Source organism: Propioniciclava sp., from assembly GCF_036744435.1.
Taxonomy (GTDB): Bacteria; Actinomycetota; Actinomycetes; order Propionibacteriales; family Propionibacteriaceae; genus Propioniciclava.
Map to the genome: position 1 here is coordinate 1 of NZ_DAIOIA010000044.1, position 21,697 is coordinate 21,697.

Consider the following 21,697-nt stretch of genomic DNA (forward strand, 5'->3'; position numbering starts at 1 on the left):
CCGCCGCCACGACTCCCCCGCCCGCGGACGCGCCGGCCCCCCGGCCCGCGACCACGCCACCCCCGAAGCCCGCCAGCGCACCGGCGCAACCCGCCCCGGCGGCCCCCCACTCCGGCAACGGGCCCAGCCCGGCGGTCGTGGCGTCGAGGTCGGGCTCCTCGGCCACCGGTGTGCCGCGCAACCCCGGCAGTTCGGGCGGCCTGTCGGCCAACCGGCCCTCGGCCATCAGGCCGATCGAGGAGAAGGCCGAGCCCACCGAGGTCACGCTTCGCGGGACGCCGATGCGTACCGCGAAGAACATGGATCTCTCCTTGACCGTCCCGACCGCCACGAGCGTGCGGAACCTGCCGGTCAAGCTGCTGTTCGACAACCGCGAGATCATCAACCAGCACCTCGCCAAGACCACCGGCGGCAAGGTGTCCTTCACGCACCTTCTGGGCTATGCCATGGTCCAGGCCCTGAAGCTGGTCCCCGACATGAACAACTCCTACAAGGTGGTCAACGGCAAGCCCACCTTGGTGATCCCCAACCAGGTGAACCTCGGCCTGGCCATCGACCTGAAGGAAGCAGACGGTTCCCGCCGCCTCTTGGTGCCCAACATCACCGGCGCCGACCAGCTGAACTTCCGTGAGTTCTGGCAGGCCTACGAGGCCATGGTCAAGAAGGCCAGGACCAACACCCTCACCGTCGACGACTTCGCCGGAACCACCGCCTCCCTCACCAACCCGGGCGGGATCGGCACCAGCCACTCGGTCCCCCGCCTCATGCCCGGCCAGGGCGTCATCCTCGGCGTGGGCTCACTGGACTACCCCCCGGAGTTCCAGGCCGCCTCCGATCAGCGGCTGCGCGAGCTGGCCGTCTCCAAGATCACCACCTTGACGTCCACCTACGACCACCGGGTCATCCAGGGCGCCACCTCAGGTGAGTTCCTGAAGGTCATGCACGACCTCATCCTCGGGAAGCACGGCTTCTACGACGAAGTCTTCCTGTCGTTGCGCGTGCCCTACCTGCCCCTGCGCTGGGCCTCCGACGACTCGGCTCACCGGACGTTCGAACTGTCCAAGGGCGCCCGCGTGGTGCAGTTGATCAACGCGTACCGGATGTGGGGCCACCTGATGGCCGACATCGATCCGCTGGAGTACGAGCAGCGCACGCACCCGGAACTCGAACTCGAGGCCCACGGTCTGACCATCTGGGATCTTGATCGCGAGTTCCCGGTCGGCGAGTTCGGCGGCCACGCCAAGGAGACGATGACGTTGCGCGAGGTGCTTCGCCAGCTCCGCGGCGCCTACTCCAGCCACGTCGGGATCGAGTTCATGCACATCCAGGAGCCGGAGAAGCGCCGCTGGATCGAGAGCTACTTCGAACAGCCCGCCAACAAGTGGACGCGCGAGGAGCACCTGCGCATCCTGGACAAGCTGAACGAGTCCGAGATCTTCGAGACCTTCCTGCAGACGAAGTTCGTCGGGCAGAAGAGATTCTCCCTCGAGGGAGCCGAGTCCACCATCGTGCTTCTGGACGAAGTCTGCGACGTGGCCGCGAACGCGGGCCTGTCCGAGGTCACGATCGGCATGCCGCACCGCGGCCGGCTCAACGTACTGGCCAACATCGTGGGGAAGAGCTACGGGCAGATCTTCCGCGAGTTCGAGGGCAGCATCGACCCGCACCAGAACATGGGCACCGGCGATGTGAAGTACCACCTGGGTGCCGAAGGCGAGTTCACCTCGCTGGAGGGCAACGTCATCAGGACTTCCGTGGCCGCCAACCCGAGCCACCTCGAGGCGGTCAACCCAGTCGTGGAGGGCATCGCGCGCGCAAAGATGGACGCCACCGGGAACTTGGAGGCCTTCTCCGTCTTGCCTGTCCTGCTGCACGGCGACGCATCGTTTTCTGGCCAAGGCATCGTGTACGAGACACTGCAGATGAGCCAACTGCGCGGGTTCAAGACCGGTGGAACCATTCACATCGTGGTGAACAACCAGGTCGGCTTCACCACCGCCCCCAGTGAGTCCCGATCCTCGGTCTACTCCACCGATGTGGGGAAGGTCGTCCAGGCGCCCATCTTCCACGTGAACGGGGACGACCCCGAGGCCGTTGCCCGGGTCGGGCGGCTCGCATTCCTGTACCGGCAGGCGTTCCACACCGATGTCGTGATCGACCTCGTGGCCTACCGGCGTCGCGGTCACAACGAGGGGGACGACCCCAGCTTCACCCAGCCCAAGATGTACGACCTGATCGAACAGAAGCGCAGCGTGCGCCGGGTCTACACCGAGTCCCTCATCGGTCGTGGCGATATCTCCACCGAGGACGCCGACGCCGTGATGGAGCGCTTCCGCAGCCGCCTCGAAGGCGTCTTCAAGGACGTCAAGGGCACCGAGGAGGCGGACGACTCCTACAGCAGGGTGCCGTTCTATCCAGCCAAGCTCGGACGCGATCAGGACACCGGGATCACGGCCGAGGCCATGCAGCGGATCGCGGATGCTCAGGTCACCTTCCCCGAGGGCTTCTCGGTCCATCCGAAGGTCCTGCCGCAGATGCAGCGCCGCGCCCATGCCATCGAACAGGGCCCGATCGACTGGGCGACCGGCGAGATCCTCGCCCTCGGCTCCCTGCTGCTCGAGGGTCGCACCGTCCGGCTCACCGGCCAGGACAGCCGCCGGGGCACCTTCAGCCAGAGATTCGCCGCCGTGGTCGATCGCAGGACGAACGAGGAGTACGTCCCGCTGAAGCACCTCAGTGACACCCAGGGCACCTTCCACATCTACGACTCGCTGCTGAGCGAGTACGCCGTGATGGGCTTCGAGTACGGCTACTCAGTGGCCTCGCCCCAGGCCCTCGTGCTCTGGGAGGCCCAGTTCGGCGACTTCGCCAACGGGGCCCAGACGGTGGCCGATGAGTTCATCTCCTCAGGCGCAGCGAAGTGGACGCAGAAGTCCGGGGTGGTCCTGCTGCTCCCCCACGGTTACGAGGGTCAGGGTCCCGATCACAGCTCGGCCCGCATTGAGCGCTGGCTTCAGCTGTGCTCCGAGGGGGCTCTCGCGGTGTGCCAGCCGTCCACGCCCGCCTCGCACTTCCACCTGCTGCGGACACACACCTACGTGAACTGGCATCGGCCGCTGGTCATCATGACCCCGAAGTCGATGCTGCGGAACAAGGCTGCCGTCTCCCAGCCCGAAGATTTCATCCACGGCACCTGGCGGCCCGCCATCGGCGACGAGTCGATCAGCGACCCGTCAGCGGTGAAGACGGTCTTGTTGTGCTCGGGCAAGCTGCGCTGGGAACTGGTCGCTGAGCGCGCCAAGCGCGGGCTCGACGGGCAGGTCGCGATCGTGAGCCTCGAGCGGCTCTACCCGCTGCCCACCGACGACCTGGTGGCGGAACTCAAGCGCTACCCGGGCGTCACCGATGTTCGCTACGTGCAAGACGAGCCCCTCAACCAGGGTGCGTGGCCCTTCATGGCGCTGCATCTGCCGGAGGCGATCGAGGCAGGGTTGGGGGACGGCTCCACATTCGCGATGACCCCCGTCGCCCGACAGGAGGCGTCCTCTCCGTCGGTGGGCCTGCACAAGGTTCACGTCACGCAGGAGGCCGAGCTGCTGCAGCGGGCCTTCGAAGGGATCTGATGTACTTCACCGACCGCGGCATCGAGGAACTCGATGCTCGCCGAGGCGACGACGAGGTCACCCTCGCCTGGCTCGCCGAACAGTTGCGTACGTTCGTGGACCTCAACCCTGAGTTCGAGGTCCCCGTAGAGAGACTGGCCACTTGGCTGGCGAGATTGGACGATCCCGATGACGAATGAGGCGCTGGGGGTGTCGCCTGGGCGCGTCAACCTCATCGGTGAGCACACCGACTACAACGACGGATTCGTCCTTCCGATCGCCCTCGACAAGACCGCGCGGATCGCCGCAACCCGCGGCGCTGACGGAGACGTCGTCACGATCACCTCCGCACAGCTGGGGACCTCCGTCGTCCTCGACAGCCTCGAACCCGGCGAGCGCGCCTGGTGGGGGTACGTCGCCGGCGTCGTGTGGGCCTTGCGGGAGTCGGGTCATCCGATCGGGGCGATCGATCTTGCACTGGACAGCGACGTGCCGCTGGGCGGCGGCTTGTCCAGTTCGGCTGCTATCGAGTGCGCGACCGCACTCGCCCTCGATCAGCTCGCCGGCCTCGACCTGACGCCCGAGCAACTCGCCGACGTGGCTCAAGCCGCGGAGAACTCGTTCCTCGGCATTCCGACCGGCCCGATGGATCAGCGCGCCAGCCTGTGGTGCGAGGCCGATCACGCTCTGCTGCTGGACTGCCGCACCCTGAGCGCCCGCCAGGTGCCTTTCGCGCTGCCACCCGAGTTGACGCTCATCCTGGTCGATACCCGCAGCCCGCACGTGCTGGCCGACGGGCACTATGCGCGCCGGCGCGAGGCGTGCGAGGCAGCCGCCTCCGCCTTGGGTGTGGCCGCGTTGCGCGACATCACGGTGGCCGAGCTACCCGCCGCCCTGGCGCGGCTGACCGACGAAGAGCAGGTGCGTCGGGTCCGCCATGTGGTGACCGAGAACGCTCGCGTACTGGCCGCGGTTGCGGCGCTGGAGGCCTCCGACTGGTCCGCGGTCGGGACGCTGCTGACCGCCTCACACGTGTCCATGCGCGATGACTACGAGATCACGGTCCCGACCGTCGATCTGGCCGTCGACGTTGCTCTGGCATCCGGCGCACTCGGATCGCGGATGACGGGTGGCGGCTTCGGCGGCACGGTGATCGCCCTGATGCCGACCACCGGCGTCGATGCGTTCACGGCGTCCCTGGCGGATGCCTACGCCGCGCAGGGCTTCGACGCCCCGCAGGTGAGCACCACGCGGGCCAGCGCAGGTGGGATCGCGCTCAGCCTTCGCGGGTGAGCGCGGCCCTGGTGGTGGGGAGCAACGGGCCGACGACGCAGGCGAGGCCGGCCGCGGCGCCGAGGATCGCGAAGCCATTGCTCGGCACCATCTGCCCGAACGCGAACAGGTTCATCAGCCCAGCAGCGACGACGATGCCGCGAGCCCATCCTCGGCCGCGCCACAGCAGCAGGCCACCGGCGACCACGATGCCGGCCCAGACCACCAGTGCGGCGGCCACGCCATAGCTGAAGCCGCCGTGTTCCGACCCGACGGACAGCACGGCGAGCACGACGAGGAAGAGGCCGAGGGCGAGGCTCGCCACGGCTACGGCGATCAGCCCGGCCGGTCGGGCGAAGTTGTGGTCACGCATCGCCCTCATCGTAGGCGATTCGTACGAGGAACTCCCGTCCGAACGCGACAAGGTCTTGTCTTCGGCTCGATATGTTGGCAAAGTGTTCGGGTACGCCTGGATGACACCCAAACCCGACGTGCCTTCATGATCTCCCAACGCATTAGGAGTGGTTTCCGCATGGACTGGCGCCATCGGGCGGCTTGCCTGACCGAGGATCCCGAGCTGTTCTTCCCCGTCGGGAACACCGGTCCGGCCATCATGCAGATCGCGGAGGCCAAGAAAGTATGTGCCCGCTGCGATGTGCGTGCCGAGTGCCTGCAGTGGGCGCTCGAGGCGGGCCAAGATCACGGTGTCTGGGGTGGCCTGTCCGAGGACGAGCGCCGCGCCATGAAGCGGCGCAACGCTCGCGCCCGCAATCGCGGCTGACTTCGTTCGCCTTTCCGGGGCGCCACCAGGCTCGGGACGGCAGACTGTACCCGTGAAGCGCGACCGTTGGAGCCTGGACCCCACCTCCTTGCGCGTCACGCTCGGGGTACTGCGTCACGGTCCCATCTCGCGAGCCGAGCTCGGGCGCATGCTGGGCCTGTCCTCGGCGAGCCTCACGCGGATCACCGAGCCGCTCGTCCGCTCAGGCCTCCTCATCGAGGGCGCACCCCAGCCGCGCTCCCCTGGACGCCCCTCACTGCCCCTCGAGATCGCCGCCGGGGCCGCCACGTTCGTGGGCATCAAGCTCGCCCGCGACGCCGTGCACGGCGTCCTGACCGACCTCAAGGGGACGATCATGCGGTCCGGCTCCGCCCCGCTGCCCGAGGCCACCCCCGACGGCGTCACCGCCACCATCGCCGCGTTGTCGGACGTTCTGCGCGGTCGCAGGCGTCCGCGTGCCATCGGCGTGTCCCTCGCTGGAACGGTCGCGGAGGACGGCCTGGTACGGGGAACCTATCTGCTGGGCTGGTCGGAGCCCGTCGACCTGGCCGGCCCGATCGAGGCCGCGACCGGGATGCCCGTCGTCATCGACAACGACGTGAATGCCTTCACCGTGGCTGAACACTGGTTCGGCGCTGGACGCGGCGCCGACGACTTCGCCGTCATCACGCTTGGCGCGGGGGTCGGAATGGGGTTGGTGTCCGGGGACGAACTCGTACGGGGTCATGGCGGTGCCGCCGGAATGGTGGGGCCTGTCCTGCTGCGCGACGGGCGTCCGGCCTGGCGTGCGGCGGGAGTCCCCTTCGTCGTGGAGGAGGCTCAACGCATCCTGGGGCGCGACGCCACACCCGCTGAGCTGCCTGGTCTCGCGGTGGACTTCCCCGCGCTGGCCGCCCTGCTCGACGATCTGGCCGACGCGACCGGCGAACTGGCGGGCACCGTCAGCGCGATCGCCGCTCCCGAGCGGATCCTGGTCGCGGGGGAGGGTGCCGTCCTGCTCACCGGGCGTGAGCCCCGGGTCGCCGAGCGGCTCGCTGCTATGAGTCCGATCGGGCTGCCCACGCCAGGACTCGTGGTGGAGGCGGTCGGCGACCAGGAGTGGGCGCGCGGGGCGGCGGCGTTGGCCATCCGCTCCCGGATGCGCGCCTCCTGACCTGGTTCAGTCCAATGGGATGGCGATCCGGGCGCTCGTCCCGACCCCGCCGGGCCCAGGTTCGATGTCGAACGTGCCATGCAGGTCGGCGACGAGCGTGATGACGATGGACAGCCCCAGGCTCTGGGCGCTGCCCAGTTCGAAGTCCGGGGCCAGGGATGCGCCGTCGTTGACGACGTCGACGTTGAGGAAGCCGTCGTTTTGACCGGCCGTAACCACCACGTGCCCAGGACGATCCCCCAGGCCGTGTTCGAGGGCGTTCTGCACGACCTCGGTGAACACCAGCGAGAGGTTGGTCGCCACGTCCGCCGGGATGTTGCCGAAGGAACCGATCCGGCTCATCGTGACCTTGTTCCGCGTCGTCGCGACATCGCGCACCATCGTCATCAGCCGATCGGCGACCTCGTCGAAGCTCACCGACGTGTCGAAGCCCTGCGAGAGGATCTCGTGGACCACGGCGATCGCCGCCACCCGCTTCTGGGCGTCCGCAAGCGCGTTGGACGCCTCCTCGGAACTGCTGCGCCGGGCCTGGAGCCGCAGCAGGGCCGCCACGGTCTGCAGGTTGTTCTTGACCCGGTGGTGGATCTCCCGGATGGTCGCGTCCTTGGTGACGAGTTCTCGCTCGCGGGTGCGCAGATCGGTGACGTCGCGGCAGGTCACGAACCAGCCGGCCGGATCGCCGTCGCGCCACAACGGCTGCGACCGGATGCGCATCGCCCCGGCCACCGTCTCCAACTCGGTCTCACGGACGCGGTGCTGCGCCAACAGCGGCGGGGCCACCTCCTCCACCGGTTCGCGGCGGCCGTGGCTGAACGAGGTGAGGATGGTGGGAAGCCGGTCCCCCAACACATCCCCGCCCCACCCGAGCCGACGGAAGGCGCTCATGGCGTTCGGGCTGGCGAAGGTCACCATTCCATCGGTGTTGACGAGCAGGGAGCCGTCGCCCACCCTCGGGGTGCCCCACGGCACGGGCTTGTCCCCCGGTGTGGGGAACTGGCACAGGCTGACCATGTGCATGATGAGGGTCGCCGTCTCCAGGTAGGCGTCCTCCAACGCGCCCGGGGCTCGGACCCCCATCCGGTTCGTGTGCAGTTCGACCACCGCGATGGCGCGTTCGTCGCGCAGGACCGGAACTGCGTGGACGTCCACCGGTATCCCTGCATGAAGCTTGTTGCCGCTCGTGGCGCAGATCTCCTGCGAGAGATAAGCCTCGATCACCAGACTCTCGGGGTCGTAGGCGATCTCCTCGCCGACCACGTCGTCCTCCAGCGCGGTCGGCCCGGTCGTGGGCCGACACTGAGCGGCAGCCCAGAACACATTGTCGTCCTCGTCGGGAACCCACAGGATCAGGTCGCTGAAGGAGAGGTCGGACAGCATGCCCCATTGATCGACCAACCCCACCAGCCACCGTGTGTCGTCCTCCGACAGCGCCGTGTGAGCGGCGATCACCTCGGTCATCGAGAGCATGGGCCCATGCTAGGCCCTGGCTCTCCCACGCCTGCAGCCGCCAACCTTGCGAGGCCGCGCTTGCGCGCACTTTGGGCGCACCAGGTGCGGCGTGGCAGAATGGTCGCTTGCGCCGCCCGGCGCCAATCGACGTGAGGAGATTCCCATGGGAAAGACCGGTCGCAAGCGCCGCGCTCGCCGCAAGTCCAAGGCGAACCACGGCAAGCGCCCCAACGCGTGAACCGAACCCGGTTCATCACGAATGCCCCCGTAGAAAGCTCTGCGGGGGCATTCGTCATGTGACCTCAGGACTCGCGAAACTCCACACGCGTCACCTGGACGGCGCGCAGTTGCGTCACGATACGCATGCGCAGCGACTCGGGGGCCTGACAGGCGCACGAGCGCTGCACCAGGCGCCGGTAGGTCTCGATCAGATCGGCACCATCGATGCAGTGGGAGCAGGCATCGATGTGAAAGCGCAGCTCGTCGGCTTCCTTTTCGCTCAACTCGCCGTCGAGGAATCGCTGGACGCGCTCCTCCACGTAGGCACAGTCCACTTTCTTCGGCTCACGCATCGCGCTCCCCCGTCCCGATCCCCAAGGCCGCTGCGTGATCGGACAGCATGCCGCGCAACTGGGTGCGCCCCCGGTTGAGGCGGGACATGACCGTGCCGATCGGCGTGCCCATGATCTCCGCGATCTCCTTGTAGGAGAATCCCTCCACGTCAGCCAGGTAGACAGCCATCCGGAAGTCTGGCGCGAGTTGCGCCATGGCCTCGGTGACGACAGTGTCCGGGATCTTGTCCAGCGCATCCATCTCCGCCGACCGCAGCCCGGTCGAGGTGTGCTGCTCGGCGCGCGCCAACTGCCAATCCTCGACGTCCTCGCCGAACCCCTCCTGGGGGCGGCGCTGCTGCTTGCGGTAGGAGTTGATGTACGTGTTCGTGAGAATCCGGTAGAGCCAGGCCTTCAAGTTCGTCCCCGGCCTGAACTGGTGGAAGGAGGAGTAGGCCTTGGCGAACGTCTCCTGCACCACGTCTTCCGCATCCGCAGGGTTGCGTGCCATGCGCAGCGCCGCGCCGTACAACTGGTCCAGGTAGGGCAGGGCGTCTCGTTCGAAGCGGGCGGTACGCTCCGCGTCGGTCTCGGTCGCCAGGTCGACCTCATCGGTGGAAGGCAGTTTCATCACGTACGAGAGTACCGGCGAACCGGAGCTCCCGGGCGCCACCGCAGCAGCCCTCGTCCTCGTCAGTGTGTTTCCCACACCCGAACAACCCCAACCTCCGCCCAGGTATTCCGCACGTCTTCAGCGCAGACTGCGATCTGTTCCCGGCTGCCGCGCACGCGTGGTAGGAATGTCCGCATGAACCTAGTGCGCGGAGTCGGACGCCTCCTGTTGGGCGGCTTCTACATTGTCAACGGGGTCAAGACGCTGAAGGACCCTGCCCGCTACGCCGCGCAGGTCGAACCGGTGCTTGACCGCGTCGTGCCGCTGGCGCGCAAGGCGGTCGGCACCGGGGCCGCCGACTACATCCCTGAGAACCCGGAGACCCTGGCACGGGTCAACGGCGGGCTGTCCCTCCTGGGCGGGCTCGGGATCGCCACGGGGATCGGTCGTCGCGCCGGGGGCGGTCTGGCCGCAGCCTCGATGCTGACCCAGGTCCTGGCCCGCGTGCCCGAAGGTGCCACCGAGATCGAGCGGGCCGAGGCAAAGGTGGCGCGGATCCGTGACCTTGCTCTGCTGGGCGCGGCGCTCATCGTGACGCAGGACACCGCCGGACGCCCCAGCATCGCCTGGCGGGCCGCCGACGCTCGCCGCCGCCTCACGATGGAGACCGAGCAGGCCAAGAAGCGGGCCCGCAAGGAAACCAAGCGCCTCAAGGCTTCGGCCAAGCGTGGTGCCAAGCAGATTCGCGCCGGCCTGGAGGGGTCGCGCGCGTGACCCAGTGGACCGCCCCGACCCCTTCGGTTCCGTTGCGGGCCACGGTGGTGGTCCCCGGCAGCAAATCGGCGACAGCTCGCGCCTACGTCCTGGCTGCATTGGCCGACGCTCCCTCCACCCTGACCGGCGCGCTCGATGCCCGTGACACGCGGTTGATGCGGCGTGCGCTGACCGCGTTGGGCGTTCGCTTCGAGGACCTGCCCGACGGCCGAGTGCTCGTCACCCCTCCCGACATCTTCCGCGCTGCCCCGGTGGAGGTGGGCCTCGCCGGGACCATCATGCGGTTCGTCCCTCCCCTGGCCGCCCTCGCGCAGGGACCCAGCCGGTTCAGCGGAGACCCGGAGGCCGAGGCTCGCCCCGTCGCCCCCCTCTTGGACGGGTTGACTCAGGCGGGCGTCCGGATCGACCACCCCGGTTCCCTCCCGTTCACGGTGCACGGCAACGGTGTGGTGCCCGGCGGGAAGGTCACGATCGACGCATCCGGCTCCAGCCAGTTCGTCTCCGGCCTACTGCTGTCGGGGGCACGCTTTGCGCGCGGCCTGGAGATCCACCATGTCGGGCCCGCCGTGCCTTCCCGGCCGCATATCCGGCTGACTCTCGCCATGCTGACCGACCGCGGTGTCGCCGCCCAGGAGGTGGCACCCGACGTGTGGCGGGTCGCGCCCGGGCCGGTCTCCGCCCGCGACGAGGTCATCGAGCCGGATCTGGTGAACGCCGCCGTGTTCCTGGCTGCCGCCCTCGCCGCGGGGGGCAGCGTCACCGTGCCGTGGCCGGAACGCACCCTGCAGGCGCAGGGCACCATCCTCGCGGCCCTCGCCGCCCTCGGGGGCACGGTGTCGCGCGAGTCCGGCGCGGTCACGGTCACCGGGACGGGACGCATCGCCTCCGCGGACATCGACCTGACCGAGGCCAGCGAGCTCACCTGCATCGTGGCCGCGCTCCTAGCGCTGGCCCCCGACGGGGGCAGGATCCGGGGGGTGGGCCACATTCGGGGCCACGAGACGGACCGACTGGCCGCCCTCGAAACCGAGTTGGGTGCCCGCGGTGCTGGCATCCAGCAGACCGACGACGGGCTGTTGCTGACTCCGGGGCGCCTGCGGGGCGGCCTGTGGGGCACCTACGCCGACCACCGGATGGCGCACGCGGGCGCAGTGCTGGGGCTGGCCGTCCCCGGCGTCGAACTGGAGGATGTCGGCGCCACGACGAAGACGATCGCCGACTTCCCCGGCCTGTGGTCGGGGCTGGTCGGCTCATGAGCCGCAGCGGCATCACCCACGACGAGCATGAGGGCTACGGGCGCCCGCCCAAGCGAACCCGTCCCCGCACGAAGGACCGCCCTGACTACTCCGCTGCAGCGACAGGGCTGGTGATCACGGTCGACCGAGGCCGATACACGGTCCACCTGGATGGTCCCGACGCTCCGCTGGTCACCGCCACGAAGGCACGCCAACTCGGCCGCAAAGGCGTGATCGTCGGCGACCGCGTCCGCATCGTCGGCGACACCTCCGGCGCTGCCGGCACACTGGCTCGCATCGTCGAAGCGCTGCCACGGGAGACGGTCCTGCGTCGCACCGCCGACGACAACGACCCCCACGAACGGCCCATCGTGGCCAACGCCGACCAGTTGGCCATCGTGACCGCCCTCGCCGACCCACCACCCCGCATGGGCATGATCGACCGCATCCTCGTCGCCGGGTATGACGCCCGGCTCACCCCCCTGCTCGTCCTCACGAAGGCCGACCTTGCCTCACCCGCCGTGCTGCTGGCCGCGTACGCGGGTTTGGACGTGGACGCCGTCGTCGTCGAGCCCGATGCGGACCTGAGCAGGCTACGCGACCTGCTGGCAGGGCACCGCACCGTATTCGTGGGCCACTCGGGCGTGGGCAAGTCCACCCTGGTGAACGCCCTCATCCCGGACGCCGACCGGGCCACTGGTCACGTCAACGAGGTGACCGGTCGGGGGCGCCACACGTCCACCTCCGCGATCGCGCTGGAACTCCCGGCCCCCGGAGGGTGGGTCATCGACACCCCCGGGGTGCGCAGCTTCGGCCTGTCCCACGTCACCACCGACTCGATCCTGGCCGCCTTCGAGGATCTCGCCGACCTGACCGTCGACTGCCCCCGTGGCTGTCAGCACGACTCCACCGCGCCCGAGTGTGCACTCGACGCGGCCGTCGCCCGCGGCGACCTGCGCCCCGACCGGTTGGAGTCGTTTCGGCGCATGGAGAAGGTCTGGACCAGCCCGGCCGCCTGGGAGTAGCGCGACCGCCGACGCCACTAGGGTGGCAGCATGCCTGATACCAGCTACGTCGATGATGTGCGGCTCGCCCACATCCTCGCCGACACCGCCGACGCGCTCACGCTCGCCCGCTTCAAGGCCCTCGACCTGCAGGTCAGCTCCAAACCCGACATGACCGAGGTGACCGACGCCGATCTGGCCGTCGAGGACGCCATCCGCGCCACGCTCAAGCGTGCCCGGGCTCGCGACGCCGTGCATGGCGAGGAGCGCGAGGACACCGGGTATGGCCCCCGCCGCTGGGTGATCGACCCGATCGACGGCACCCGCAACTTCGTGCGCGGAGTCCCGGTGTGGGCCACCCTGATCGCGCTGATGGAGGGCGACGAGGTCGTGGTCGGGCTGGCGTCCGCCCCCGCCCTGCAGAAGCGCTGGTGGGCATCGCGCGGCAACGGCGCCTACACCGGCAAGACCCTTCTCAATGCGTCCCGCATGCACGTCAGCAGCGTCGCGAAGGTGGAGAACGCCTCTTTGTCCTACAGTTCCGTGGGCGGCTGGATCGCATCGGGGCGAGGCCAGGAGTTCGTGGACCTGCTGCGTGACGCCTGGCGGACGCGCGCCTACGGGGACTTCTGGAGCTACATGCTGCTGGCCGAGGGAGCCGTCGACATCGCCACCGAACCCGACCTGGCGCTGCACGACATGGCCGCCCTGGACGTGATCGTCCGCGAGGCGGGCGGCCGGTTCACCAACCTCGACGGGCTTCCCGGCCCTGTCGGGCCGGGGGCGCTGGCCACGAACGGGCTGCTCCACGACGACCTGGTGGCCCGCCTGACGCCGAGCGAGCCCACCGAGAGCATCGACCTGGACGACTGAAGGGCCACGCGGAGCCGAGCACGCCCGGCAGTGCCGAGCCGTCAACCCGGGGTGCTCGACCCGTGCGGTTCAGTGGACCTCGACGCGGATCGCCTCCGGCATGGCGCGCAGCGCGTCGACGGCAGCCGGATCCAGGTCGCCTGCGATGTCGAGGACGACGTAGCCCACCTGTCCCTTCGTGGCGAGCGTCTGCCCCACGATGTTGGTGCCGTACCCGGCCAGCAGCGTATTGATCGCCGCCAGGACGCCCGGGACGTTGCGGTGCAGGTGCGTGATCCGCCGGCCCGGGCCGCGGTGCGCCTGGACGGGCGGCAGGTTGACGCTGAGCACCGTCGACCCGGCATCGACGTAGTCGGCGAGCTTGCCCGCCACGAAGGAGCCGATGTTCTGCTGCGCCTCCTCCGTGGACCCTGCCACGTGCGGGGTCAAGATGACGTTGGGGGTGCCGCGCAACGGGTTCTCGAACGCCTGCCCGTTGCGCTTGGGCTCGGTCTCGAACACGTCAACGGCCGCCCCGGCGATGTGCCCGGCGTCGAGGGCGTCTTTCAGGGCCGCGGTGTCGACGACAAAGCCGCGCGACAGATTGAGGAACAACGAGCGGGGACGCATCTGAGCAAACTGCTCCGCCCCGAAGAACCCGCGGTTGTCGGGGCGTCCGTCGACGTGCAGCGAGATGGTCTCCGCCTTGGAGAGCAGTTCCTCCAGCGAGGTGCACCGTTCCGCGTTGCCGAGCGCGAGCCGATCGACGAGGTCGTAGAACAGGACCCGCATGCCGAGGGACTCCGCGACGACCGACAACTGGCTGCCGATATTGCCGTAGCCGACCAGGCCGAGCGTCCGGCCGCGGATCTCATGGCTGCCGATGGCGGACTTCACCCATTCACCGGCATGCATCTTCGCGTTGTGGTCGGTGAGGTGGCGGGCCAAGGAGATGATCTCGCCGATCGCCAGTTCCACGACCGAGCGGGTGTTGCTGTAGGGGGCGTTGAACACGGCGACGCCCCGCTTGGTGGCCTCGTCCAGGGCGATCTGGTTGGTGCCGATGCAGAACGCCCCGACGGCCTGCAGGCGGTCGGCCTCGGCCAGAACGCGGCCGGTGAGTTGGGTGTTGGATCGGATGCCGAGCACGTCGACGCCGCGCAGGGCGGCGATCAGATCGTCCTCGGACAGGGCGCCTTTGACGGTCTCGACCTCGAAGCCTCGTTCGGTCAGGAGACGTACGCCGTTGGCATGGATGTTCTCAAGCAGGAGCGCCTTCACCCGCAGGAGTCTAGGCCCGCGTCCGAAACGTCGGGATCGCGGCCACCAGGCGGGCGGTGTATTCGTGGTTCGGGTGCGCGAACAGTTCCTGGGTGGGACCGGCCTCCACGATGCGTCCCGACTGCAGCACGACCGCCTCCGGGCACAGGTGTCGCACGACGCCGAGATCGTGGCTCACGAACACGAGCGTCAGCCCCAGGTCGTCGACGAGCCGCATCAGCAGGTTCAACACGTGGGCCCGCACGGAGACATCGAGCGCGGAGACGGCCTCGTCGGCGATGAGCACGTCCGGGTGGGGTGCCAAGGCGCGGGCGATCGCGATCCGCTGCCGCTGTCCGCCCGAGAACTCGTGCGGGTACCGGTCGCCCGCATCAGCGGGCAGCCCCACCTCAGCCAGCACCTGGCGGACCCGGTCAGCTCGATCCAGGTCGCCGAGTTCCGCCGCCACGATCGGGCTGACCAGCGGTTCGGCGACGATGTCGCGCACCCGCATCCGCGGATCGAGAGACCCGCGGGGATCCTGGAAGACCATCTGCACCCGCGAACGGAGGAATCCCAGTCGGCGCTCGGGGACACCGTTCACCGCCTGCGCGTCGAAGGTCACCGTCCCGGCGGTGGGCTGGTCCAGCGCCGCCATGAGGCGCACCAGGGTCGACTTGCCCGACCCTGACTCCCCGACGACACCCAGCCGCTGCCCTGCTCGCACGTCGAGATCGACGTCGTCCAACGCCACCACCTCGCTGCGTCGCGTCCGGTACACGCGGCGCAGCCCACGCATCTCGAACAGGTTCATGGGCGTCCCCTGGCGGCGTCGCTGACGGTCGGCAGCGGTGTCCCCGGCTCGAGCAGGTCGAGGCGACCCGCCCCGATCAGGCCCGCCGTGTAGGGGTGCTCCGGGCGGCTGAACACCCGCTCGATCGGCCCCTGCTCCACGATGCGCCCCTCCAGCATCACCGCGACGCGGGAACACAACTGGGACACCACCGCGAGGTCGTGGCTGATGAACAGGCAGGAAGCCCCCGCCGCGTCCAGAACCCGATCCAGGACGTGCAGGACGCGTGCCTGCACGGTCACGTCGAGCGCGGTGGTGGGCTCATCGCACAGCACCAGTGACGGCCGATTGATCAGCGCCATCGCGGTGACGACACGCTGCCGCTGACCGCCCGACAGCTGGTGGGGATAGCTGTCGGCCACGCGTGCCGGGTCAGTGAACCCGACCTCGGTCAGCATGTCGAGCACCGCCACCCGAGCGCGTCCCGCGTCCGGGTCACGGTGCAGCCGGAATGCCTCGGCGACCTGGCGGCCGGCCGTCATCGTCGGATCGAGGGCCGTCATCGGCTCTTGGAAGATCATCCCGAGTCGGTCACCGCGCAGCCGGGCCATCGCCTTGTCGCCGCGCCCCACCAGTTCTTCCCCGCCGAGCGCGATGGACCCGGAGACGCGGGCGTTCTCGGGCAGGAGTCCCATGACGGCCAGCGCCGTGACGGTTTTCCCGGACCCGGACTCCCCCACCAGCCCGAGCCGCTCGCCTGCGGTGACGTCCAGGTCGATCCCCGCCACGGCCGGAGGACGTCGTCCGAACGCGACCGTCAGGTCACGGATCTGCAGGAGGCTCATGCCACCTCCCGCAGCTGAGGATCGAGGGCGTCACGCAACCCGTCGCCGACCAGGTTGAACCCGAGCACGGTGATCGCGATGGCGAGCCCCGGCCAGATCGCCTGCCCGGGCTGGCTGAACAGGTAGGTCTGGGCGTCACCGAGCATCCGCCCCCACGAGGGCACCGTGCTGGGGGTCCCCAGACCGAGGTAGCTCAGGGCGGCCTCGGCCAGGATGGCGAGGGCGAAGCTGACCGACACCTGGACGCCGATCAGCGGCGAGATGTTCGGCACGACATGGCGCAGCGCGATCCTGACCCGCGTGGTGCCGGACGCCCGCGCCGCGAGTACGTAGTCCGAGGCGAGGACGCTGAGCGCCCCGGCCCGCGAGACGCGCAGGAACTGCGGCACCGACGCGATCCCGATCGCCAGCATGGCCGTCTCGGTGGAGGCGCCCAGCACGCCCGCCAGGAGAATCGCGAGCAGGAGCGCCGGAAAGGCGTAGGTGATGTCGGTCACCCGAAGCACGATCTCGGCGGCCCACCGGGGCAACCCCGCCGAGGCCACCCCGAGGGGGACGCCGACCAGAGCGGCGACACCCACGGCGATGACGCCGACGTAGAGCGCCGATCGAGCCCCGACCAGGATCCGGCTGAAGGTGTCGATGCCCATGTGGTCGCTGCCCAGGACGTGAGGCCAGCCGGGGTTCTGCAGGGGCGTCGTGGAGTTGACCGCCGTCGGGCTGAAGGGAGTCCACACGAAAGACAGCAGCGCCATGGCTACGACGAGCGCGATCAGAACCACCCCCACCCTCAGTTCGAGGCGCTTCATGTGCTCCCCTCCTGACGCAGCCTCGGGTCGATGATCACGTAGGCCATGTCGATCAGGCCGTTGACCACGAGGACGACCGCCACGAGGATCATGACGATGCCGCGCACGATGGCGAGGTCGAACTGGCTCACCGAGTCCAGAAGCAGCGAGCCCAGCCCCGGCAGCACGAACACTCGCTCGATCACGATGGCACCGACGATCAGGGCCGACAGTTGAAGTCCGATGACGGTCACCAGCGACAGTGCCGCGTTGCGGATGCCGTGGCGCCACAGCGCCGCGCCGCGCGTCCATCCGATGGAGCGCGCGGTGCGGTAGTAGTCCTCCCCCAACACGTCCAGGAATGAGGAGCGGACGTAGCGGATCAGCACGGCGGCCTGGACGAGGCCCAGCGCCACGATCGGCAGGATCAGGTGCTCCGCCCAGGCGGCGGGGTCGCGCGTCAGGGGGACGTAGCCATTGGCTGGAAGCCACCGCAGCTGCACCGCGAACAGCATGGAGAGCAGGATGCCCGCCCAGAACGCGGGAATCGCCATCCCGACCTGTGCAGAAGCAGACACGGCGAAACCCGCGATCCGCCGACGATGGAGCGCCGCCAGCGCACCCAACGGCAACGCCACGGCGATCGCCACGAGGAGTCCGCCGGTGATCAACCATCCGGTGACCGCCGCACGAGGACCGATGAGAGCGGCCACCGGGAGCGTCGAGTACCACGATGCTCCGAAATCGCCGTGCAGCAGCCCCCCGGCCCATGCGCCGTACTGGACCAGGAACGGCCGATCGGTGCCCAACTCTGCGCGCTTGGCTGCCAGTTGCTCGGGGCTCGCCCCATCGCCCAGCATGACGCGGGCGACGTCGCCGGGCAGCGCTTGGGTGATCCAGAAGATCACCAGGGAGGCTGCGGCGAGGCTCGCGACCAGGACGCTCAGCCGCAAGAGCAGACCGCGACGCACGCGGGTTCAGGCCCTCGCGATGGTGGTGACGTCGAACGACAGCGACTGGGCATCCTGTGGCACGCCAGTGATCCCGGGCTTGGTGATCACGATGTTGGGCAGCGCGTAGAGCCACACGGCTGCAGCGTCGTCGGCCAGCAGCCGTGCCGCCTGCTTCATGCCTGCGGCGTACTCGGTGACGGTGCCGGAGTCCGCCTGGGTGATGAGTGCGTCGAAGTCGGCGTTGTGATAGCGCCAGTAGTAGTTGGGATTGGCGAACGTGCTGAGGTCACGTGCTTCGACGTGCGCGACGATGGTGAGGTCGTAGTCGGCGCGGTCATAGACCGTCTCACGCCACCGCGCAGGGAACTGGAGTTCCTCGACCTGGACGGTGATCCCGACCTCCTGCAACTGGGCCGCGATGAACTGCGCCGCCTTGGTCGCATACGGCAGGGCCGCCGGCTTGAGCCGGAGCGTCAGGCGGCTGTGCCCCGACTCTGCCAGGAGCCGCTTGGCCTCGTCCGGGTTGTAGGGGTACAAGCCCGAAAGGTCCTCGTAATAGGGATCGGTCGGGACGCTCATCGACCCCAGGACGACCCCGTGCCCACCCCAGGTCGTGTCGACCAACGCCTGCTTGTCGATCGCCATCGTGATCGCCTTGCGGACGCGGACATCCTGCAGGGCCGGATTGCCGGTTCCCGTCGGAACCGAGGCGTCGGTCGGGGCACCACCGTTGTTGACCCCCATGACAACCTCGCCGTTGGTGGTGCCCTCCACCACGCTGAACCGTGCAGGGTCGGCGAACTGCGCGAGGGACTCGGGCGCCTGGAGGTTGGAGATGATGTCGAGCTGGTCGCTCAGCATCGACGCGTTCATCGCGTTGGGATCCTTGAAGTAGCGGAAGGTGACCTCGTCGAACCGGACGGGGGTCCCCCAATAGCCCGCGTTCTTGGCCAGCACGATGCTGTCACCCGGCGTCCACTGGGAAACCGACAGCGGACCGGAGCCGGACGTCGCCGTCGTCGCGGTGGCGAAGCCTGCGGGGTTCATCACGATCCCGGCGGTGGAGGCCATCTCGTAGAGCCAGTTGACGCTCGGACGCGAGAGCGTCACCCCCAGCGTGTCGGTGTCGACCACCTGAGTGGAGGCCACCACCGCCATCGCGGTCTTGAGCTTCGCGGCCACCGGTTGCCCCTGGATGCGCGCGATGTTCTGCGCGACCGCGTCGGCGGTGACCGGCGTGCCGTCGGAGAACCTCGCCAGCGGATTCAGTTGGAAGGTGTACGTGAGCCCGTCTGCCGACATGTCCCAGGCCTGGGCCAGCAGCGGACGCAACTGACCCTGCGAGTCGACCTTCACCAACGTCTCGTAGACGTTGTAGAGCAGGGCTTGCGAACCCGCAGCCGCCGCGTCGGCGGTCGGGTCGAGCGATGTGGGCTCAGCGGTCGCACCGATGACGAGTGTGCGGGACGCCTGGGAGGCGGTGGTCCCGCTGGGAGATGCCCCCGTCGAACACGCTGTCGTGAGGAGCGCGAGCGCGACCAGCAGCGCCACTGCACCCCGGCGGAGTAGTCCTGCCGCATGGTTTGTCGACGTGCTCACTCGCCCCTCCAGAGTCGCCTTCTTCAAGCGCGCCACAGCTTACTGCACGGGGCTGGGCCCCCGATTTGGGGGACGACTCCCTCTCCGCTATAGTTGTCCAAGCAACGCGGGGTGGAGCAGCTCGGTAGCTCGCTAGGCTCATAACCTAGAGGTCGCAGGTTCAAATCCTGCCCCCGCTACTCACGTGATAGGTCCGGTTCCCGGGGGAGATCCGGACCTTCGTCGTATCCGGCCACGTCTCCTCGCTCGTACCGAGGGCCGATGTGATGCAGCCGACCGTTTTCCCACGTCGGTTCCGGGTGCGACAGTCGTTGAACGACACGCGTCACGGTCCCCCTGTGGGGTGCCCACGGGACCCCGGTCGGTGACTTATGGTGTGTGCTGTATGTCGTGCGCGATCTAGGGGGGTGGGATGCCGGGGTTCTTCCCGATGAGGCTTTCGAGTCGCGCCGTCGCGTGTGTGGCGGCCTTCACCTCCCTCGGAATCCTCGCGGTCCCGCTCGCCGTCGCCGCTCCGGCGCCCGGTGACGGCGAGGGCCCCGTCGCCACCGCGTCCGCTACCCCTGGCCCCACGGGGGGCACCGGCCAGATCAGCACCCCCACGCCGCCCGGTTCCGCCGCGCAGCGACCCCGCGTCGTCACCGAGGGCGCCGTTCAAGGCGTGGGCGCGCCCTGGCCGCTGATCGAGCTTCGCAGCACGTCGGGCTCCCGCATCACCGACACGTATGTCATCGACTACGTGGTCTGCACGTCCTCGGCCACGGTGCCCCTGTCCTGCGCCACGGCGTCCGGCACCTTGAGTGCCGCGCAGCGCAGCTTCGTCGGATCGAGTGACCTGCTGCGCCGGACGGTGGACCTGCCTGCGGGACGCTATGCGCTGGTTCAGGTCACCGTGTTCGTCAGGCCTGCGGATCCTCAGGGGGCCACACCACATCGGAACCCCCTGTGGGCCGCCTTCACGAGGACCTGGAGCGACAACGACGGCATCCCGGGTGACGCCACGTTGAGGTTCTTGGTCACGCCGAACCCGGGTGGCGGCAACTCCGGACAGCCGGGCGGCGAGGACACCCCCACCCCGACTGCGACCGCTACTCCCACCCCGACTACGACCGCTACTCCCACCCCGACCGCAACACCGACGCCCTCCGCGACGCCGACCGCCACGCCAACGCCCACCGCCACGCCAACGCCGACCCCCACAGCAACGCCGACGCCGTCCCCGACCGCCACGCCCAGCCCGACTGCGACGCCCACGCCGACCGGGACCCCCAGCCCCACGCCCAGCCGCGGTAACTCGGGACAGCCCGGTGGCGAGGCCACGCCGACCCCGACGCGGTCTGGCCCCTCGGGGCAGCCGAGCACCCCCTCGGGCACCCCGACGCCCGGCGACACCGGGCAACCCGGGAATCCCGACACGCCCACAGCGACCCCGACCGCCACGGCACCGGAGCAGCCCAGCCCCACCCCACCCGATGCCCCTACCCCGTCCCCGGCACCGCAGCCCTCGCCCGGCCCGGTTCCCACGAGCGCCGTGCCAACGCGAGGCTCGCCGCCCACAAGCGAGCCGCCTTCCGTCGCGGTACGTCAGCACATGACCGAACAGACCGACACCCTCCCCGCACCCACCCCAGCCACCCCCCCGGACTCCGCGGCGACGACACCTCCCCTCGCTCCCCAGGACTCCGCGCCCGCCGCCCCCACGCCGGCTGTGCGCGACGACCAGCCGTCTGCGCTCACCCGGATCCTGGAGTCCCCGGCTACTCCGCTGATCCTCGGCGGCCTCGCGATCGCCGCGATTATCGTGGCTGCCGCACCGCCCGGCGCCAAGCCGCGTCCCTGACGCGCGGGGAGTCCCGCTGGACTCATGTGCTTGGATGGGCGCCGTGACACCGCCGGACGAGTTGCGCTATCCCCTGCACGACCACACGCTGCCCAATGGGCTCCGAGTCGTGATCAATCCCGAGCACCACGCGCCCGTGGTGGCGGTGAACCTGTGGTACGGCGTCGGCTCCAGAGACGAGGAGCCGGGGCTCACCGGGCTGGCCCACCTCTTCGAGCACGTCATGTTCCAAGGTTCGGAGCATGTCGCCAGCGGCGAGCACTTCGACCTGCTGCAGGCTGCGGGGGCCACCGGCAACGCCACCACCTGGTTCGACCGCACCAACTACTTCGA

At 69.2% G+C, this 21,697-nt stretch carries 22 protein-coding genes and 1 tRNA gene; 13 read left to right on the forward strand and 10 right to left on the reverse strand.

Annotated elements, in window-relative coordinates:
* The 3 genes from V7E09_RS07515 to galK form a co-directional block, all read left to right on the forward strand.
* Positions 1 to 3,623 (forward strand): multifunctional oxoglutarate decarboxylase/oxoglutarate dehydrogenase thiamine pyrophosphate-binding subunit/dihydrolipoyllysine-residue succinyltransferase subunit (locus tag V7E09_RS07515; protein ID WP_324523218.1); only part of this gene is annotated, 3,623 nt, incomplete at its 5' end.
* Positions 3,623 to 3,802, forward strand: a complete 180-nt coding sequence (locus V7E09_RS07520) for a DUF6104 family protein (protein ID WP_324511806.1) — start codon at positions 3,623 to 3,625, stop codon at positions 3,800 to 3,802. The genes V7E09_RS07515 and V7E09_RS07520, both read left to right, overlap by 1 nt.
* Positions 3,792 to 4,895, forward strand: coding sequence for a galactokinase (gene galK, locus V7E09_RS07525; protein ID WP_324511805.1), 1,104 nt, complete (start codon positions 3,792 to 3,794; stop codon positions 4,893 to 4,895). The genes V7E09_RS07520 and galK overlap by 11 nt, the downstream gene beginning before the upstream one ends.
* Here galK and V7E09_RS07530 read toward each other — a convergent pair.
* Complete coding sequence (locus V7E09_RS07530) at positions 4,879 to 5,247, reverse strand: hypothetical protein (RefSeq protein WP_324511804.1); 369 nt, start codon at positions 5,245 to 5,247, stop codon at positions 4,879 to 4,881. The two genes, galK and V7E09_RS07530, sit on opposite strands and share 17 nt — an antisense overlap.
* Positions 5,248 to 5,406: 159 nt before the next feature.
* Here V7E09_RS07530 and V7E09_RS07535 point away from each other — a divergent pair, with 159 nt between their 5' ends.
* Both V7E09_RS07535 and V7E09_RS07540 read left to right on the forward strand, forming a co-directional pair.
* Positions 5,407 to 5,655: a WhiB family transcriptional regulator gene (locus tag V7E09_RS07535; RefSeq protein ID WP_166234374.1), complete on the forward strand. Its 249-nt coding sequence runs from the start codon at positions 5,407 to 5,409 to the stop codon at positions 5,653 to 5,655.
* Between the two features lie 52 nt (positions 5,656 to 5,707).
* Entirely contained in the window at positions 5,708 to 6,808 is a 1,101-nt protein-coding gene (locus V7E09_RS07540) for an ROK family transcriptional regulator (protein WP_324511803.1), read from the forward strand.
* A 6-nt stretch (positions 6,809 to 6,814) separates the two neighbouring features.
* On the opposite strand, the gene V7E09_RS07545 is transcribed toward V7E09_RS07540, so the two are convergent.
* Positions 6,815 to 8,275: a sensor histidine kinase gene (locus tag V7E09_RS07545; RefSeq protein ID WP_324511802.1), complete on the reverse strand. Its 1,461-nt coding sequence runs from the start codon at positions 8,273 to 8,275 to the stop codon at positions 6,815 to 6,817.
* Positions 8,276 to 8,420: 145 nt separating this feature from the next.
* Here V7E09_RS07545 and V7E09_RS15695 point away from each other — a divergent pair, with 145 nt between their 5' ends.
* Positions 8,421 to 8,495: a 50S ribosomal protein bL37 gene (locus V7E09_RS15695; RefSeq protein ID WP_395858221.1), complete on the forward strand. Its 75-nt coding sequence runs from the start codon at positions 8,421 to 8,423 to the stop codon at positions 8,493 to 8,495.
* A gap of 64 nt (positions 8,496 to 8,559) precedes the next feature.
* Here V7E09_RS15695 and rsrA read toward each other — a convergent pair whose 3' ends face one another.
* A complete protein-coding gene (gene rsrA / locus V7E09_RS07550) occupies positions 8,560 to 8,829 on the reverse strand; it encodes a mycothiol system anti-sigma-R factor (protein ID WP_324511801.1) in 270 nt (89 codons plus the stop codon).
* On the reverse strand, positions 8,822 to 9,439 hold the full coding sequence (locus V7E09_RS07555) for a sigma-70 family RNA polymerase sigma factor (RefSeq protein WP_324511800.1): 618 nt from the start codon (positions 9,437 to 9,439) through the stop codon (positions 8,822 to 8,824). Before V7E09_RS07555 ends, rsrA begins: the two co-directional genes overlap by 8 nt.
* A 177-nt stretch (positions 9,440 to 9,616) precedes the next feature.
* Between V7E09_RS07555 and V7E09_RS07560 the strand changes: the two genes are divergently transcribed.
* Genes V7E09_RS07560 through V7E09_RS07575 form a run of 4 tightly spaced genes read left to right on the forward strand, consistent with a single transcriptional unit; the run spans position 9,617 to position 13,307 of the window.
* On the forward strand, positions 9,617 to 10,195 hold the full coding sequence (locus tag V7E09_RS07560) for a DoxX family membrane protein (protein WP_324511799.1): 579 nt from the start codon (positions 9,617 to 9,619) through the stop codon (positions 10,193 to 10,195).
* Positions 10,192 to 11,451 (forward strand): 3-phosphoshikimate 1-carboxyvinyltransferase, encoded by a 1,260-nt coding sequence (aroA, locus tag V7E09_RS07565; RefSeq protein ID WP_324511798.1) that lies wholly within the window; start codon positions 10,192 to 10,194, stop codon positions 11,449 to 11,451. Before V7E09_RS07560 ends, aroA begins: the two co-directional genes overlap by 4 nt.
* Positions 11,448 to 12,455 carry a ribosome small subunit-dependent GTPase A gene (rsgA, locus tag V7E09_RS07570; protein ID WP_324511797.1) on the forward strand — a complete coding sequence of 336 codons (1,008 nt, stop codon included), beginning with the start codon at positions 11,448 to 11,450 and terminating at the stop codon, positions 12,453 to 12,455. The genes aroA and rsgA overlap by 4 nt, the downstream gene beginning before the upstream one ends.
* Positions 12,456 to 12,485: 30 nt before the next feature.
* Positions 12,486 to 13,307 carry an inositol monophosphatase family protein gene (locus V7E09_RS07575; RefSeq protein WP_324511796.1) on the forward strand — a complete coding sequence of 274 codons (822 nt, stop codon included), beginning with the start codon at positions 12,486 to 12,488 and terminating at the stop codon, positions 13,305 to 13,307.
* A gap of 69 nt (positions 13,308 to 13,376) precedes the next feature.
* On the opposite strand, the gene serA is transcribed toward V7E09_RS07575, so the two are convergent.
* From serA to V7E09_RS07605, 6 genes are read right to left on the reverse strand one after another with little or no spacing between them, the layout of a single operon-like run.
* Positions 13,377 to 14,567, reverse strand: a complete 1,191-nt coding sequence (gene serA, locus V7E09_RS07580) for a phosphoglycerate dehydrogenase (RefSeq protein WP_324511795.1) — start codon at positions 14,565 to 14,567, stop codon at positions 13,377 to 13,379.
* A 10-nt stretch (positions 14,568 to 14,577) separates the two neighbouring features.
* Positions 14,578 to 15,360, reverse strand: a complete 783-nt coding sequence (locus V7E09_RS07585; protein ID WP_324511794.1) for an ABC transporter ATP-binding protein — start codon at positions 15,358 to 15,360, stop codon at positions 14,578 to 14,580.
* Positions 15,357 to 16,184 carry an ABC transporter ATP-binding protein gene (locus V7E09_RS07590; protein WP_324511793.1) on the reverse strand — a complete coding sequence of 276 codons (828 nt, stop codon included), beginning with the start codon at positions 16,182 to 16,184 and terminating at the stop codon, positions 15,357 to 15,359. The genes V7E09_RS07585 and V7E09_RS07590 overlap by 4 nt, the downstream gene beginning before the upstream one ends.
* Positions 16,181 to 16,993, reverse strand: a complete 813-nt coding sequence (locus V7E09_RS07595) for an ABC transporter permease (protein ID WP_324511792.1) — start codon at positions 16,991 to 16,993, stop codon at positions 16,181 to 16,183. The genes V7E09_RS07590 and V7E09_RS07595 overlap by 4 nt, the downstream gene beginning before the upstream one ends.
* On the reverse strand, positions 16,990 to 17,943 hold the full coding sequence (locus V7E09_RS07600; RefSeq protein WP_324511791.1) for an ABC transporter permease: 954 nt from the start codon (positions 17,941 to 17,943) through the stop codon (positions 16,990 to 16,992). The genes V7E09_RS07595 and V7E09_RS07600 overlap by 4 nt, the downstream gene beginning before the upstream one ends.
* Before the next feature lie 6 nt (positions 17,944 to 17,949).
* Positions 17,950 to 19,524, reverse strand: a complete 1,575-nt coding sequence (locus V7E09_RS07605; RefSeq protein ID WP_324511790.1) for an ABC transporter substrate-binding protein — start codon at positions 19,522 to 19,524, stop codon at positions 17,950 to 17,952.
* Between the two features lie 105 nt (positions 19,525 to 19,629).
* On the opposite strand from V7E09_RS07605, the gene V7E09_RS07610 reads away from it, so the two are divergent.
* The 3 genes from V7E09_RS07610 to V7E09_RS07620 all read left to right on the forward strand — a co-directional run.
* Positions 19,630 to 19,703: transfer RNA gene (locus V7E09_RS07610), tRNA-Met, on the forward strand.
* A gap of 251 nt (positions 19,704 to 19,954) precedes the next feature.
* The gene (locus V7E09_RS07615; protein WP_324511789.1) at positions 19,955 to 21,364 is read left to right on the forward strand and encodes a hypothetical protein; all 1,410 of its coding nucleotides are present in this window, start codon (positions 19,955 to 19,957) and stop codon (positions 21,362 to 21,364) included.
* Positions 21,365 to 21,407: 43 nt separating this feature from the next.
* On the forward strand, positions 21,408 to 21,697 hold a 290-nt coding region (locus V7E09_RS07620; RefSeq protein WP_324523219.1), incomplete at its 3' end, for a M16 family metallopeptidase.

Coding starts and splice junctions, on each gene's coding strand:
- V7E09_RS07530 (WP_324511804.1), bottom strand. CDS start 5,247: ATGCGTGACCACAACTTCGCCCGACCGGCCGGGCTGATCGCCGTAGCC.
- V7E09_RS07595 (WP_324511792.1), bottom strand. CDS start 16,993: ATGAAGCGCCTCGAACTGAGGGTGGGGGTGGTTCTGATCGCGCTCGTC.
- V7E09_RS07560 (WP_324511799.1), top strand. CDS start 9,617: ATGAACCTAGTGCGCGGAGTCGGACGCCTCCTGTTGGGCGGCTTCTAC.
- V7E09_RS07555 (WP_324511800.1), bottom strand. CDS start 9,439: ATGAAACTGCCTTCCACCGATGAGGTCGACCTGGCGACCGAGACCGAC.
- V7E09_RS07520 (WP_324511806.1), top strand. CDS start 3,623: ATGTACTTCACCGACCGCGGCATCGAGGAACTCGATGCTCGCCGAGGC.
- rsgA (WP_324511797.1), top strand. CDS start 11,448: ATGAGCCGCAGCGGCATCACCCACGACGAGCATGAGGGCTACGGGCGC.
- V7E09_RS07545 (WP_324511802.1), bottom strand. CDS start 8,275: ATGCTCTCGATGACCGAGGTGATCGCCGCTCACACGGCGCTGTCGGAG.
- V7E09_RS07535 (WP_166234374.1), top strand. CDS start 5,407: ATGGACTGGCGCCATCGGGCGGCTTGCCTGACCGAGGATCCCGAGCTG.
- rsrA (WP_324511801.1), bottom strand. CDS start 8,829: ATGCGTGAGCCGAAGAAAGTGGACTGTGCCTACGTGGAGGAGCGCGTC.
- V7E09_RS07615 (WP_324511789.1), top strand. CDS start 19,955: ATGAGGCTTTCGAGTCGCGCCGTCGCGTGTGTGGCGGCCTTCACCTCC.
- galK (WP_324511805.1), top strand. CDS start 3,792: ATGACGAATGAGGCGCTGGGGGTGTCGCCTGGGCGCGTCAACCTCATC.
- V7E09_RS07575 (WP_324511796.1), top strand. CDS start 12,486: ATGCCTGATACCAGCTACGTCGATGATGTGCGGCTCGCCCACATCCTC.
- V7E09_RS07590 (WP_324511793.1), bottom strand. CDS start 16,184: ATGAGCCTCCTGCAGATCCGTGACCTGACGGTCGCGTTCGGACGACGT.
- V7E09_RS07585 (WP_324511794.1), bottom strand. CDS start 15,360: ATGAACCTGTTCGAGATGCGTGGGCTGCGCCGCGTGTACCGGACGCGA.